14 protein-coding genes are annotated in these 14,318 nt (G+C 68.0%); 7 read left to right on the plus strand and 7 right to left on the minus strand.

Going from position 1 to position 14,318, the window contains the following annotated elements; translation table 11 throughout:
- Nucleotides 1-220: 220 nt before the first annotated feature.
- Together V9K99_RS26705 and V9K99_RS26710 are read left to right on the plus strand one after the other, a co-directional pair.
- Nucleotides 221-421: a hypothetical protein gene (locus tag V9K99_RS26705; RefSeq protein ID WP_337324093.1), complete on the plus strand. Its 201-nt coding sequence runs from the start codon at nt 221-223 to the stop codon at nt 419-421.
- Nucleotides 422-512: 91 nt separating this feature from the next.
- Entirely contained in the window at nt 513-1,169 is a 657-nt protein-coding gene (locus V9K99_RS26710) for an ATP-dependent Clp protease proteolytic subunit (protein ID WP_337324092.1), read from the plus strand.
- Between the two features lie 12 nt (nt 1,170-1,181).
- Here V9K99_RS26710 and V9K99_RS26715 read toward each other — a convergent pair whose 3' ends face one another.
- From V9K99_RS26715 to V9K99_RS26735, 5 genes are read right to left on the minus strand one after another with little or no spacing between them, the layout of a single operon-like run.
- A complete protein-coding gene (locus V9K99_RS26715) occupies nt 1,182-2,513 on the minus strand; it encodes a serine/threonine-protein kinase (protein WP_337324091.1) in 1,332 nt (443 codons plus the stop codon).
- A gap of 46 nt (nt 2,514-2,559) precedes the next feature.
- A complete protein-coding gene (locus V9K99_RS26720; RefSeq protein ID WP_337324090.1) occupies nt 2,560-3,378 on the minus strand; it encodes an aldo/keto reductase in 819 nt (272 codons plus the stop codon).
- Nucleotides 3,375-3,662 (minus strand): extracellular solute-binding protein, encoded by a 288-nt coding sequence (locus V9K99_RS26725; RefSeq protein ID WP_337336412.1) that lies wholly within the window; start codon nt 3,660-3,662, stop codon nt 3,375-3,377. Before V9K99_RS26725 ends, V9K99_RS26720 begins: the two co-directional genes overlap by 4 nt.
- Nucleotides 3,637-6,060, minus strand: coding sequence for an ABC transporter permease (locus V9K99_RS26730; RefSeq protein ID WP_337324089.1), 2,424 nt, complete (start codon nt 6,058-6,060; stop codon nt 3,637-3,639). Before V9K99_RS26730 ends, V9K99_RS26725 begins: the two co-directional genes overlap by 26 nt.
- A gap of 5 nt (nt 6,061-6,065) precedes the next feature.
- Nucleotides 6,066-6,830, minus strand: a complete 765-nt coding sequence (locus V9K99_RS26735; RefSeq protein ID WP_337324088.1) for an ABC transporter ATP-binding protein — start codon at nt 6,828-6,830, stop codon at nt 6,066-6,068.
- A 217-nt stretch (nt 6,831-7,047) separates the two neighbouring features.
- Between V9K99_RS26735 and V9K99_RS26740 the strand changes: the two genes are divergently transcribed.
- From V9K99_RS26740 to V9K99_RS26750, 3 genes are all read left to right on the plus strand, one after another.
- A complete protein-coding gene (locus V9K99_RS26740; protein WP_337324087.1) occupies nt 7,048-7,584 on the plus strand; it encodes a DUF6448 family protein in 537 nt (178 codons plus the stop codon).
- Between the two features lie 394 nt (nt 7,585-7,978).
- Nucleotides 7,979-8,443: a lipocalin-like domain-containing protein gene (locus V9K99_RS26745; RefSeq protein WP_337324086.1), complete on the plus strand. Its 465-nt coding sequence runs from the start codon at nt 7,979-7,981 to the stop codon at nt 8,441-8,443.
- A 110-nt stretch (nt 8,444-8,553) separates the two neighbouring features.
- Nucleotides 8,554-9,978: a DUF1593 domain-containing protein gene (locus tag V9K99_RS26750; protein ID WP_337324085.1), complete on the plus strand. Its 1,425-nt coding sequence runs from the start codon at nt 8,554-8,556 to the stop codon at nt 9,976-9,978.
- On the opposite strand, the gene V9K99_RS26755 is transcribed toward V9K99_RS26750, so the two are convergent.
- A complete protein-coding gene (locus tag V9K99_RS26755; RefSeq protein ID WP_337324084.1) occupies nt 9,965-10,831 on the minus strand; it encodes a helix-turn-helix transcriptional regulator in 867 nt (288 codons plus the stop codon). The genes V9K99_RS26750 and V9K99_RS26755 overlap by 14 nt on opposite strands.
- Before the next feature lie 132 nt (nt 10,832-10,963).
- On the opposite strand from V9K99_RS26755, the gene V9K99_RS26760 reads away from it, so the two are divergent.
- Together V9K99_RS26760 and V9K99_RS26765 are read left to right on the plus strand one after the other, a co-directional pair.
- A complete protein-coding gene (locus V9K99_RS26760; protein WP_337324083.1) occupies nt 10,964-11,989 on the plus strand; it encodes a zinc-dependent alcohol dehydrogenase family protein in 1,026 nt (341 codons plus the stop codon).
- Nucleotides 11,986-13,236, plus strand: coding sequence for a multidrug effflux MFS transporter (locus tag V9K99_RS26765; RefSeq protein ID WP_337324082.1), 1,251 nt, complete (start codon nt 11,986-11,988; stop codon nt 13,234-13,236). Before V9K99_RS26760 ends, V9K99_RS26765 begins: the two co-directional genes overlap by 4 nt.
- Here V9K99_RS26765 and V9K99_RS26770 read toward each other — a convergent pair.
- Nucleotides 13,211-14,230, minus strand: coding sequence for a methyltransferase (locus tag V9K99_RS26770; protein ID WP_337324081.1), 1,020 nt, complete (start codon nt 14,228-14,230; stop codon nt 13,211-13,213). The two genes, V9K99_RS26765 and V9K99_RS26770, sit on opposite strands and share 26 nt — an antisense overlap.
- Nucleotides 14,231-14,318: the final 88 nt, after the last annotated feature.

A 14,318-nucleotide genomic window follows, 5' to 3' on the forward strand; every position in this document is an offset into this window, starting at 1 on the left:
CGCTGGCGCCGTACTGCGCTGGGGGTATGGCGGGTAGTGCGGGTGGGTGACGCGGGGATCGGGTGTGGAGGTCAGACTGGGGCGGTGTGGGCTGTGCGAGACTCGTAGCCATCATCACTCGAGGACGGATTATGGACGTTCGATCATTCCTTCCACCGATCCAGCCCCGAGTCCGTCGTCCCCGACCAGCCTCAGCCTCAGCGGCGCCCTGTGCGCTTTGTTGCTGCTGGCACCTACCCTGCTCGGTGCGATCCTCCCGTCCAGCTGGGAGGACAACATCCTCCCCTACCTCCCGTCGAACGCAGGCTCATCATTCACCTCAGTCGTCCCACCCGACGGAGCCGGCGCCGCCGTCCTCGCCGGCTGGGTGATCGTCCTCCTCGGCGCCGCCGCAGCCCTACTCCACCGCCGCGACGCCTGACCGCCGTGCGCCGTACCGTCTGCTCTGAGCGAATGAGCCTTTCGCGGCCGGGATCTGCGGCGCACGCTGGTGGAGTCGACAGGAGGACCCCATGGTGTTGGAGAGACCGGCTGCCACTTGGCCGCCCGGGCGGCCTGAGATACCACCACCGTGGCAGCCGCGGGTGCCGTCGGAGCCACCTACGCCCCAGCCGATTCTGCCGTCATGGCAGGAACCCGCTCCCTATGGACTGGACCAAGACCTGGCCGACCGGCTTCTCGACCAGCGAGTGATCATCGTCGGCGGGCGACTCGACGACGCAGTCGCGAACCGCGTTGCGTCGCAACTGCTGCTCCTCGACACCCGCGACACCACCCCGATCACGCTGCACCTGGCCTGCTCCGACGCGGACCTCGAGCCGTCCCTCGCGGTCGCCGCCGCGATCGACCTCATCGAGTCACCCGTCCACGCCGTCGCCCGTGGAACACTCCGCGGCCCGGCCATCGCCGTACTGTGCGCCACCCAGCAACGAGCCGCCCACCGCCACACGATGTTCATCCTGGTCTCGCCTCGTTTCACCGCCAACGGCACGGCCGACGAGCTCGCCACCCTCGCCGACCAGCACGAACGCCAGGTCGCCCGCCTGCACGACCTGATCGCCGACGCGACCGGCCGTACGACGCAAGAAATCGCCGCTGACCTCGAACCCGGCCGCGTCCTCACCGCCCCCGAGGCCCACGACTACGGCCTCATCACCCAACTCCTCTGACCGTGCACCTGGTCAGTCAGCTGGTGGCGGGGTTCCTGTGCCCTGGCCGCCTGGTGACGGAGTACCCGTCACCGGGGTGCTCGTCACGGTCGGCGGCGGGCTCGACGGAGTCGTCGAGGGCGTCCCGGACGTGGGAGCGCTGGGCGTGGTGCTGCTCTGGGGCGATGCACTCGGCGACGTCGTACCCGTCGAGGTAGGACTGGGCGATTGCGTTGGTTGCTGAGAGGGGCTTTGCGTCGGCTGAGTCGTGGTCGGGTTTGTCCTGGTCTGGGGCGGGCCTGTCGTGGATGCAGTGCTCGTCGCGGCAGGTGTCGACGCCGGCGCACTGGAAGTGCCGCTCGGTTGCGGACCGACGTCGGTCGTCGGGGGCAATCTCGGCTCGTTGCCGTTGAGCAAGACCCCAGCCAGCACAGCCGCCGCCGTCGCGAGGACGGCGATCGCTCCGGCCACAAGAGCCTTGCCTCGCATCCGGTTCGGCGGCTCCGGCAGACTCTCGCCGTCGCCCGGCTCGACGTCGAGAGCCGCAGCGGCGGGGGCGAGGTGCTGGGCACGGAGGGAGCCGGCTGCGATCTCGGCGGCGGACGGACGGTCAGCGGGTTCCTTGGCGAGCATCTGGAGCAGAACGCTCTCGAACGGTCCGCTCAGTTCGGGGCGGACCAGACTCGGAGGTGCCGGTGCAGTGTCGACGTGCTGGTAGAGAATCGCTGCCGGGTGGTCCGCCGTGAACGGCGGGTGACCGGTGACCAACTGGTAGAGCACGCACCCCAGCGCGTACACATCCGCCGCCTTGCCGGCCTGCCCGCCTCGTGCTCGCTCGGGCGAGAGGTAGTGCGTGCTGCCGATGATCTGACCGGTCGCCGTCAGCGTGGTCGTTCCGTCTCCTGGAAGGTGAGCGATACCGAAGTCCGCGACCTTGACGGTCCCGTCCGTCGTCAGCAGCAGGTTGCCCGGTTTCACGTCACGATGGACGACATCCTCCCGATGCGCCGCGGCCAGGCCTGCGGCAGCCTGTTCGATGAGGTCGATCGCACGATCTTTCGGCAGAGGTCCGAGTTCGGCGAGTTCCTCGGCGAGACTCCGGCCTTCGACCAGCTCCATCACCAGGAAGAACCCGTCGCCGTGGCTGCCGAAGTCGTATACCGAGACGACATGCGGGTCGCTCAGCCTCGCGGCGGCTCGCGCCTCGCGCTGGAATCGCTCGGCCGCTCGCTCAGCGTGATCGGACGGCAGCAGCAACTTGACCGCGACCAGACGTCCCAGCTGTTCATCGGTGGCACGGAACACCTCTCCCATGCCGCCCCGCCCAATGGAGGGACCCAACCTGTATCGCTTAGCAACCAGCATTCCGACAACGGTACCCACCGCCGCCACGACCCAACCCACCGCCAGCTCAGCGGGTGGCGGTCAAGGCGAGGTCGGCAGTGTAGGCGGTCTGGAGGGGTTCGTCCCAGGGGTCGGATTCTGCGGCGAGCGAGTCGAGGACTGTCTGGGGCCGGGTCGCGCCCGAGACCACCGACAACACGGGCGACGAGGCCAACAGGGCGCGCAGTTGGAGACGTTGGAGGGAGATGCCACGGGCGTCCGCGATCGCCTGCAGGTGCGGGGCCTCGGCTGGGGAACGCAGGGGTGAGTAGGCGAAGAACGGCACCTCGTTGGCCTCGCACCACGCGAGCACATCGAGCGACTCACGCCCCATCGCGGTGTGCTTGTTCTGTACGGCGTCGACGCGGGCGACTGTGGTCGCCCGCTCCAGTTCAGCGACGCTGACGTTCGACAAACCGATCCGGGCCAGCTTTCCCTCGTCATGCAGCGACGCGAGAGCCGCCACGCCTTCCTCCACCGGTTGTTCGGCGAGATCGACTCGGTGCAGGTAGTAGAGATCGAGCCGCTCTCCCCCGAACACCCGAAGGCTGGTCTCGACGTCGGACCGAATCCGTCCCGCACTGATGTCCGCATCCCACGTGGTCTGGCCGGTCCGCGAATGACCACCCTTCGTCCCGACCAGCACGCCCGTCTCCCGGGCCGCTTCCGCAGCCAGCTCCTCGCCGTACAACGGAGCATCCACCCGGGCATACGCCCGCGCGGTGTCGAGGATCGTCGTACCCGCGGCAATGCCGGCCCGGATCGTGGCCAGATCGGCAGACCGGTCCCGGGGTGCGAACGAGAAGCTCGCAACCCCGAGAGCGACCCGACCGACGAGCTCCGTCACGTACCGGCCCTGTAGTCGGTGTCCATCGCCTGGTCAGGCGTGTACCCGGTGTCGGGAAGGGACGGAAGGCCGCCCTGTTTCTTGACGAACAGGTTCATGCCCTCGGGCGACATCACGTAGTTGACGAACTTCAGTGCGAGCTCCTTGTTCTTCGCCTTGGCGTTCACACCGTACCCGGCACCGGCCGCGGCAAGCATCAGGAACTCACCTGGGTTGTCGGTGGCCGGCAGCGCCTTGAGGGTGAACTTGCCGGACGGGTCACTCGACGACTCGCAGGGCCGCAGGAATGTCCATCCGGCGCTCGCGCCGGATGGCGAGCAGTGGTGCGAGTGCCACCACCGAGATGCCGATTGCGAGCGTGGTCACCACGGTCGAGGCGGACAAGGTGGGTTCCACCAGTAGCTCGGGAGTCACCTGATCGAATCCGGAGACGATGTAGCTGAGTCCGGCATATCCGCCGGCCAGGCCGGCCACCGTGCCGATCAGTCCGATCAGGGCGTTCTCGGCGACCGCCATACCCGTCACGACTCGTGGTGGGAGCCCGAAGGCGAGCATCGTGGCGTGTTCGCGGGTCCGTTCGTCGGCGCTGATGCTGGCCGTGTTGAAAGCGATCAGCATCGCCAGCAGAACGGTGGCAACCTCGATGACTCGAAGGATTCCGGTGAACTGGGCGAGCGCGTTGTCGAGAACCTCGGCGAACCCGGCCGCCGCATCGATCGCCGCAACACCCCGCAGGCGGAACAGGCTGCGCCTGAGCTCGTCGACGTCCGCGGACGGAACGACGACGACCTGGTTGGCGCTGCCGGTCAGGCCGAAGAGCCCGGCTTCGCCCACGTCGAGATAGGCGAAGGTGCGCCACGGGTTCGGGTGGAGCGCGCGGACCGGAACCCGGCTGGTGACCAGCCGGAAACTGTCGGCGGCCCGCAACGGATGCCGGAGGTCGATCATGTCGCCGGGTGCCACGCCAAGGTCCTTGGCCGCCTTCTTCGACAACACGATCCCGTTCTTCGGACCGTGGTCGTCGAGCAGCGTGGGAGCCCAGATCTTGTTGGCGAGATCGATCACCTGGACCACCCCGTCGACCGTGGTTCCCTTGTCGCTGAGTGTCGCCGGGACAGCCAGCTGCGGTTCCGACGCGGCCACTGCGGTCGTCCCGGTGACCGCTCCTATCGCCGCGGAATTCAGTGGGTAGTAGCTGTCGAGGGTGACTACCAGCCGCGCGGGACTGCTGCGCCCGGCCTCAGCGGCATTCGCGTCTCCGGCGGCGGAGAAGGTGTCCAGGAGGCCGAGAACCGCGACCAGCGACGTCATCGCAGCGGCGACCCCGAGCGCAGTGAGCGCGGTACGGCGTGGTGCCCGGAGGAGGTTGCGGAGTGACATCGACAGGTAGGTGCGCCCGGGCAGGTGGGCCTTGGACAGCAACGAGAGCAAGCGCCCCGCCGGCCGCGCCGACCCGTACGCGCCGGTGCGAATGGCATCGACCGGATGCAGGCGGACCGCCCGGACGATGGGAAGGATCGTGGCCAGGACCGGGATGAGCAGTCCGAGTACGGCGGCCTGTGCGAACCGGCCGGCCTGGAACGGTGTCATCCAGATCGGCAGGGGCAGCAGGTCCGCCATGACCTTGCCCATCGCCACGCCCACCAGCCAGCCCACACCGATCCCGGCGACCACCCCGACGACGGCGATCTGCACACCGACGAGCATCGGACGGATGGCGAGCCTGCGCGGTGGGACTCCGAGAGCCATCCCGACCCCGATCTCCCGGCGCTGCGACTCGATCATCCGGTTGACCAGGTTGAAGGTTGCGACGGCCGCACCGAACAGGATCAGGAAAGCGAAGACGTTCCAGGTGGTTTGGTCGTTGTGAGCGTCCTCGTACAACGCCCGGTGGACCGGATCCTCGGCCCGGGTGGTGACGGTCCCGCCGGCCGGCGCGACCGCGGCGGCCAGCTCCCGGCGAACGGACTCGGAGTCTGCTCCCGCCCGCAGGCGCAGGACGAGGTCGTTCACCTGGCCAACGTGCCCGGTCGCCTGTTGCGCCGCCACGCGTGGCATGAACACCACGGCGTAGCCCTCCTCGCCGAGCACCATCCCGCTGCGCCCGGTCACCTGGAAGTACTCCGGGGTATAGCCGGTGCCGACGTACTGCAGACGCGTACCGGCATTGAGCAGGAGGCTGCCCTGCGCGGGAAGATCATGCCCTGAGGCGAACTTGGACTCGAGCACGACGACCGGGTTGCGACCATCGGTCGAACGCAGGCCACGCCCGCTGTCGACGTACAAGTCGTTGACAGGTGCCTGGCCGGCCGGCATGCCGACGACCTCACCGGGGACGAGCAACGGGTCGGCGCCGGTCGACACCTCGACCAGCGTGGGTACGACGAGTCGTTCGACCGCTGCGTCGACCACAGAGGCATCGCGGAGATCGGACACCGCCCGCAAGAGCGACCCTTCCGCGGTGAACCCTCCCTCCGGCAGCTGCACCCGCAGGTCGTGCATCCGAAGGCTGGCGTAGCTGTGGTCGTTGGACTGGATTCGCCAGGCGCTCGTCCCGCCGAGGCCGGCGTACACCCCCGTGCCGACAGCGATCACGAGGGCGAGCGCCGTGACCAAGAGCCAGCGCCGCCGCAGGTCGCGCCATGACCAGACGATCCAGAGACGAAGGGAGCCCGTACTCATGCCGGCTACCAGCGCAGTTCGTCCGTGCGGCTCTTCCCACCGCTCGGCCGGTCGTCACTGACAATGCGACCGCTCGACAGTTCGATGACCCGATCCGCCACCCGGGACAACTCACGATTGTGTGTGACGACGAGCACTGTCTTGCCGGCCTCGGCCTGCGCCTGCAGGAGTTCCAGAATCTGGACGCCGGTCCGGAAGTCGAGCTCACCGGTCGGCTCGTCGGCCAGGAGGATCGGATTGTCGGTGGCCAATGCCCGGGCGATCGCGACCCGCTGCTGTTCTCCGCCGGACAACTGGTGCGGGAAGTGATGCAGTCGATCGGCGAGGCCGACCAGCGCGAGCCCGTCCCGGGCAACCTCGGCGGCTGCCGGCCGACCCGCCACGTCGGCGCCGAACTGGACGTTCTCCAAGGCGGTCAGACCGGGGAACAGGTTGAAGGTCTGGAAGATGAAGCTCACGGTGTGGCGCCGCAGCGCGAACTGCTCACCTCGCGACGATCTGGTCACGTCTTTGCCGTTCAGGGCAACTCTGCCCGCCGTTGGCGTGTCGAGTAACCCGATCATGTTGAGCAGGGTCGTCTTCCCACTCCCGGACGGGCCGAGAACGACGACAAAGGCAGCCTCGTCGACGTGAAGGTTCACGTCGGTCAGCGCTGTCACCGTGGTGTCGCCGACCAGGTACCGCTTCACCACGTCGTCAAGATCGATGCGCGTGCCGACCGAGAGATCCGGCGACGACGCGCGCAGATGGGTCGTGATGTCCAGGTCCATTCGCTCAGCGTCGCAGCCCGGCCAGGCGCCCAGCAGGGACGAAGGTCCCTCGAGCCCAGAGTCCAAGCGCACGGAGACGAGCCTCGCCAGCCGGGCCAATGTGACCAGACAACCCCACTGGTGCTGTGCCTTCTGGCGCCGAACCTGAGGCAGATCGGCCCTGGGCGATCGTCCCCGCCGGCGCTGAGGATCGAGGTGATGAATGGAGGTGGGAGGTATGCCACCGCATTGCGATTCTCTGGATGGTCCGGTCGTCACCGCGGCGCGCGCGGCCCTCGATCAGGGCAAGGTCGATGTCGTGCTCCCGTACGTCGCCGCGGACGGTGAGGAAGAGGTGCGACAAGCCTTCGCGCTGGTTCTGAAGGCACGAGCGCACGGTCCTGAGTCACGCGAGGTCGCAGACCGCTGGTTCTTCGAGACCGTCGTCCGGATCCACCGAGCAGGCGAAGGTGCACCGTTCACAGGGTTGAAGCCCGCGGGACTCGATGTCGGCCCGGTGATCCCCGCGGCCGAGCGCGCAATCACGCTCGGATCGGCGCAGCCCCTGGAAGACGCACTGTGTGACATCGTGCGTCAGCAGGTCGAACTACGCCATGCGCGCGTCATGGCACTTGAAGAACAAGCTCACAGCAGCCTGCCCGGAGCTCGTGACTACGTCGAGGCGATGCTCGGGCTGCAAGTGTGGGCGCACCGCCTCTACAAGCAAGCCCTGGCTGACCACCCCCACCGGCCGTCGCACACCGAGCCATCTTGACAGTCCGGCCAAGTGGCGTCACCGGACGTGGTCGAGTCCGGCCCAGCCAGCTCGACCACGGCCCCTGCTCCCAGCCCTGACCACTCAGGTTGGACCGTCAAGGCGTTGGGAGGTCCGTTGGCGGGTACCGGGGGGCTGTCTGTCACAGAGCGCTTCGCGCCGGGCCGCACCGGCCAGGCCGAGTGCAGCCAAGCTCGAAAGCCGGGTCTCGCCTGGCATCCGGGTTCGGCGCCCGGCGCGAAGCACCTTCTCCTCTGCTGCGGCTGACTGATTCCGCTGGCATGCACTGTGAGTACACGTCACGAAGGAGACTCCCTCAGGCGCCTCACGCGGGATTGACTGCAATCGGCCGGAAAGGCCGTACCCGTCCCCGCAGAAGAGGAACTGACGACACATGAAGACGAAGCTCAAAGTCGCCGCGCTGGCGCTTGCCCTCGCGCTGGCCCTCCTGATGTCCGCGCCGTTCGCCCAGCAGAGCATGGCTGATCGCGGCGCGGGTCCCCTCATCGGTGCGTGGCGGATGACGTCGCTGGAGGTCGGCACCGAGGGGAACCTCCAGCCCGTGCCGTACTCCGGGCAGATCGTTTTCACCACGGCGGGCACCATGTCGGTGCAGGCCATGAACCCCGACCCCAACGCTCCGGACACGCCGTACACCTTGAACGGGTACGAAGCCTTCTACGGGACCGTCGATGTCGACCGACCTGCCGGGACGTTCGAAGTGACCGTCGAGTCGTCCTTGGCACGCGCCCTCATCGGCCAGAAACTGACCCGCGTCTTCGAGGTGAAGGGCGACACCCTGGTCCTCACCCCGCCGGACCCGGCCGAGGGCTGGCGCGTCACCTACAAGCGCTCATGACCGGAGCATCGAAGGCCGGCAAGCGACTGTAGCAATCGTCCGCTGACGACCGGTCCGCTCACCGAGACTGGAGGATCTTGGCTCCGGGTCTTTCGTGAAAGGGTCCGTCCATGAGGGCGACCGCACCGCGCACGGTGATCACGACGGATCCGGAGCTTGATGATCTGAATTCGATGCTGCGGTTGCTGCTGTACAGCAACGAGATCAGCATCGTCGGGCTGATCTATTCCTCGAGCATGTTTCACCACAAGGGCGACGCCGCGTTGGGCATCGCCCCCCACAGGTGGCCGGCGCCGGGTGCTCGGCTCCACATCGACGAGGCCGTTGACGCCTACGCGCAGGTCTACTCCAACCTCGTGAAGCACGACGCCAGGTATCCCACCCCCGACTATCTGCGGTCCCTCATCCGAGAGGGGAACGTGATCGAGGTCGGTGACATGCGAGCGGACACCGCCGGCTCGGATCTGATCAAGGACATCCTGCTCGACGACGAGCCTGGTCAGGTGTTCCTGCAGGCGTGGGGCGGACCCAACACGATCGCGCGTGCCCTGAAGTCGATCGAGGACGACTTCAGAGGCACACCTCACTGGGACTCGATCTACGCCAAGATCGTGGCCAAGGCGGTCATCACCAGCTTCGCTCAGCAGGACTCGACGTACCTCGACTACATCAAGCCACACTGGCCGGAAATCGAGCTCCGCGAGGTCGCCACCCACACCTGGGGGTACGGCGCCCGCAACGTCGTACCACCGTCCGACGCGCAGTACCTCTCCGCGGACTGGACGCGGGACAACGTCTCCCGAGTCGGCCCGATCGGGGCGGCGTACCGCGTCTGGGGCGACGGCAAACAGATGGCCGACGGCTTCGACGACGAGGACTACTTCGGTCTTTCCGGGTACGACGTCGAGCAGCTCACCGCGATGGGGTACAAGGTCTGGACCCCGCCACAGCCGAAGGACTCCTGGATCTCCGAGGGCGACTCCTCGAACCTCGCGCTGCTCATCGACAACGGCCTGCGCAACTGGCAGGACCCGGCGTGGGGCGGCTGGGGCGGACGCCAGGCCGTCGACCCGGCTGACCCGAAGCGCTGGTCGAACAAGGACGCGCTTGATGCGACCCCGGAGGGCACCCCGGCCATCGACTACTCGAGCGCGAGGTTCTTCGCGGCGATCCAGAACGACTTCGCCGCACGACTGAAGTGGAGCGTGACCAGCGATCCGGCCCAGGCCAACCATCACCCACAGGCGTCCGTGGTCGAAGGCCTGGACCTCGTCCGGCAGCCGGGTGAAACCGTGACACTGCACGCGAAGGTGACCCACCCGGACGGCCACGCGGTGACCGCCAACTGGTGGCAGTACCAAGAGGCAGGCACCTATCCAGGCACGGTCACCCTAGCGATCGACGGCGACTCGACGACTCTGCAGATCCCCAACGACGCAGAGCCAGGCCAGACCATCCATGTGATCTTCGAGGCAACGGACCACGGGAGCCCCGCCCTGACGCACTATCAACGTGTCGTCATCACGGTCGGGTAGGAGTCTGAGACGTCCAGGAGGCGAGGAGATCGAGGGCTTGGGCGGTCGGTGAGCTGGGCTCGGCGGCGTACAGGGTGAGGGTGAGGCCGGGGTCGGAGATCATGTCCATGCTTTCGTAGGCGAGTTCGAGGTCGCCGACGTCGCGGTGATGGAAGCGTTTGGTGCCGGTCCCGTGCGTGCGCACGTTGTGGGCGCTCCAGCGGCGGCGGAACTCCTCGCTGCGGGTGGACAGCTCGCCGACCAGGTCGTGCAGTTCCTTGTCGTGCGGGTCGCGGCCGGCCTCGGTGCGCAGGATGGCGACGCAGATGTCTGCGGCTCCATCCCAGTCGGGGTAGAAGTCACGGGCGGCCTCGAGGTCGAGGAACGTGAACCGGGCGAAGTTCGGCTCCGCGCCGGCGGCATCGTACACAGTGGCATGCATGGCCCGGCCGAGGTGGTTGCAGGCGAGCAGGTCCATCCGCCCGTTGCGGACGATCGCCGGCGCGGTGAACCTGTCGAGAACCCACTGCAGGCTCGGCCGCGCGGTCCAGCGTTTGCCGACGCGGCGGCGAGGGCGCATACCGGCACTGGTGCCGTCGGCGGCGTGGGCCAGGTGGAACAGATGGGCCCGCTCCGCGTCGTCGAGCTGCAGCGCGCGGGCGATCGCATCCAGCACCGAGGCGGACACACCACCCAGCGCCCCGCGCTCGAGCTTGGAGTAGTACTCGACGCTCACTCCGGCGAGCGTGGCGACCTCGCCGCGGCGCAACCCGGGCACCCGCCGGCTGCCGACCACAGGAAGCCCCGCCTGCTCCGGGGTGACCTTGGCGCGCCGCGAGATCAGGAACTCGCGGACCTCGGCACGGTTGTCCATAGCAACGACGGTACGACGTACCTCACCCGAAAGGGATGCACTACCAGTACACCTCACGAAAGAGACTCCCTCAGCCCGCAGGCATCCCGTTCACTGGACGGACGACCCCCAGTTCTGCGAGGAGTTCCACCGATGCGTGGTGTAGTGATGCATGCCCCCGGCGATGTCCGGGTCGAGGACCGGCCCGAGCCGGCCATCCTGAAGCCGACCGACGCGATCATCCGGCTGTCCGCGACCTGCATCTGCGGCTCCGACCTGTGGCCGTACCGCGGCGCGGACAAGGTCGACGAACCGATGCCGATGGGCCACGAGTACGCCGGGATCGTCGAGGAGGTCGGCTCGGCGGTCACGACGATCAAGCCGGGGCAGTTCGTGGTCGGCTCGTTCTTCGCCTCCGACAACACTTGCGAGATCTGCCTGGCCGGCTACCAGACCTCCTGCGTCCACCGCGAGATCCTCGGTACGTCGGGCGCCGCACAGTCGCAGCGGATGCGGGTCCCGCTGGCCGACGGCACCCTGGTCGCCACCCCCGAAGTCCCCGACGCCGACCTCGTACCGGATTTCCTGGCCGCCTCCGACGTACTCGGGACTGGCTGGTTCGCCGCTGTCGCTGCCGAGGTCGGCCCCGGTAAGACCGTCGCCGTCGTCGGCGACGGCGCGGTCGGACTGCTCGGCGTGATGGCCGCCCAGCAACTCGGCGCCGAGCGCATCATCGCCATGAGCCGACACTCGGAGCGTCAGAAGCTCGCGCTGGAATTCGGCGCCACCGACATCGTCACCGAGCGTGGCGACGCCGGAGTCGAGCGGATCAAGGAGCTCACCAAGGGGCTCGGCGCACACTCGGTGATCGAGGCCGTCGGCACCCAGGAGTCGATGATGCAAGCCATCCGCTCCACCCGCGCCGGCGGTCACGTCGGGTACGTCGGCGTGACTCACGACGTGTCCCTGAACGGCGACGAGCTGTTCTTCTCCCACGTCCACCTGCACGGCGGTCCGGCCCCGGTACGGCGGTTCCTGCCCGACCTGATGGACCGGATCTGGAACCGTACGATCCGTCCCGGCCAAGTCTTCGACCTCGAACTCCCGCTCGACGAGGCGGCCGCCGGCTACCAGGCCATGGACACCCGCCAGGCGATCAAGGTGCTGCTCCGGCCTTGAACAACCTGCTGATTTCGCCGTCCGCTCCCAGTTCGCGTCGCCAGGCCCGGCTGACTGCCGGGCTGGTCGCGACCGTGATCTTCCTGACCGCGATCGCACCCCTGGCGACCGACATGTACGTGCCGGCGTTCCCGCGGGTGGCCGGTGAGCTGACCGCGAGCGCGACCCAGGTCCAGCTGACGCTGACCACGTTCTTCGTCGGGATGGCGCTCGGGCAACTGGTCGGCGGGCCGATCTCGGATCAACGCGGCCGGCGGTTCCCGCTGCTGGCCGCGATCCTGGCGATGACCGCGGCCTCGGTCGTGTGCGCGCTCACGCCGACGGTCGGCGTGCTGACGGTGGCTCGGTTCGTGCAAGGTTTCGCCGGCGGGTGGGCGATGGTGATCGGCCGGGCCGTGATCGTCGAGCTGGCCCGCGGCGCCCAGCTCGTCCGCGTGCTGAACGTCATCGCGGCCGTCGGCGGCATCGCGCCGATCGTCGGCCCATTGCTCGGCGCGGTCATCCTTCAGGTGTCCGACTGGCGGGTCTCGTTCTGGGCGATCGCCGCGCTCGGGATCGCGATGACGGTCGCGGTCCTGATCGCCGTACCCGAATCGCTACCGCGCGAGCGCCGCCACGGGGGTGGTCTGCGCAGCTTCCTCACCGCCGGCCGGGTCGTTCTCGGCAATCGCGAATACGTCGGTTACGTCATCGTCGCCGGGGCTGCGATGGGCGCCCTGTTCGCGTACGTCGCCACATCCGCCTTCGTACTGCAGTCCATGAACGGCCTGTCCCCCGTCGCATACTCGATCGACTTCGCCGCGAACGCCGGTGGCATGACCATCGCCGCACTCGTCGCTGCCCGGCTCGCCGGGCGGGTCTCCACCCGCAAGCTCATCCTCGCCGGCCAGCTCGCCGCTCTCGCCGCGGGTGTCGTGATGCTGGCCGGCGCCCTCTGGTTCGATACGCCACTGATCGTGGCCATGGTGTGCTTCTTCGTGTTGATGACCGCCCAAGGCCTCATGATCCCGAACGGCGGTGCGCTCGCGTCGGCCGCCGTACCAGAGCATCCCGGCACCGGAGCGGCCGTGCAGGGCTTCGTCCAATGGGTCGCCGCCGGCACGATCGCCCCCATCGCCGGCCTGGGTGGCGAGCACACCGCCGTACCCATGGCCACCCTCATGATCGCCGGCGCTGCCGCCTCGCTCGTCGGACTCCTCGTGGTGGCGAGGTCGAGATTGGTCACGCAGGTCGCGCCTCGAGGATGAAGAAGTTGCTGGCAGTTGGTACGGCGCGCATCAGGTCGAAGCCGGCCTCGGACAAGAGAGCGCGATATTCATCCGTCGTACGCTCCTGACCGCCCGCGACGACCAGCATGGTCAGATCACTACAGGCCGTCCGCACCGGATCCGGAGAGTCGTCGAGCAACTGCTCCACCAGTAACAAGCGACCATGCTCCGGTATCGCGCGCCGGCAGGTGGTCAGGATGGCGACCGACTCCGCATCCGCCCAGTCGTGGATCACGGACTTGAGGACATACGCGTCACCGCCCGGCGGAACCGACTCGAAGAAGCTGCCGCCGACCACTTCGCAGCGATCCAACACGCCCAGCATCTCGCCGGCGCCGGCCACGACACCGGGTTGGTCGAAGAGGACACCCTGGACCGAGGGATAGCGCGACAGAATCGCTGACATCAGCAGTCCCCGCCCGCCGCCGATATCCACGACCGTGCCGAACTGCCCGAAGTCGTAGCCATCGACGACCGCGTTCGAAACCGCCTGGGACAGGCTCGTCATCGCCGCATCGAAAGCCGCCTGCTCTTCGGGTTGCTCGGTGAGGTACTCCCAGACCGACCGCCCGTGAACGACCGCGAACCCGTTCTCGCCCGTCCGGATGCTGTGCTCCAGCGCCCCGTACGCCTGCCAGTGATGTGGCCGGCCGACATACCGCGCCCAGCCGGCAATCGAGTACGGCGCATCGGTCCGCAAGGCGTCACCGAGTTCGGTGTTGGCGAAGCCCTCGTCGTCGCCGGCGCACACGCCGATCGCGACCAACGCCCGCATCAGGCGGGTCAACGACCGCGCATCCGCGCCGGTCGCCGCGGCAAGCTCCCCTGCTCTCTTCGGACCGTCAGCCAGCAAATCGCAGACACCGAGCGTCGCAGCCACATGCACCGCCTGCGACACCTGATACCCGGTGACCAGCCGATGCAACTGACGAACCACCTGCCGATCGGGCGTCCGCCCCTCCCCCACTGTCATCACAGTCCCCCACTTCCCCGCTCACGCTTCATCCATCATGCGCCAGCCATTCGAGAACGTGAAGGTTCTGTTGCAGTGCGGTCAAACA

Origin of the sequence: Kribbella sp. CCNWLW201 (assembly GCF_037203805.1) — a bacterium.
GTDB lineage: Bacteria > Actinomycetota > Actinomycetes > Propionibacteriales > Kribbellaceae > Kribbella.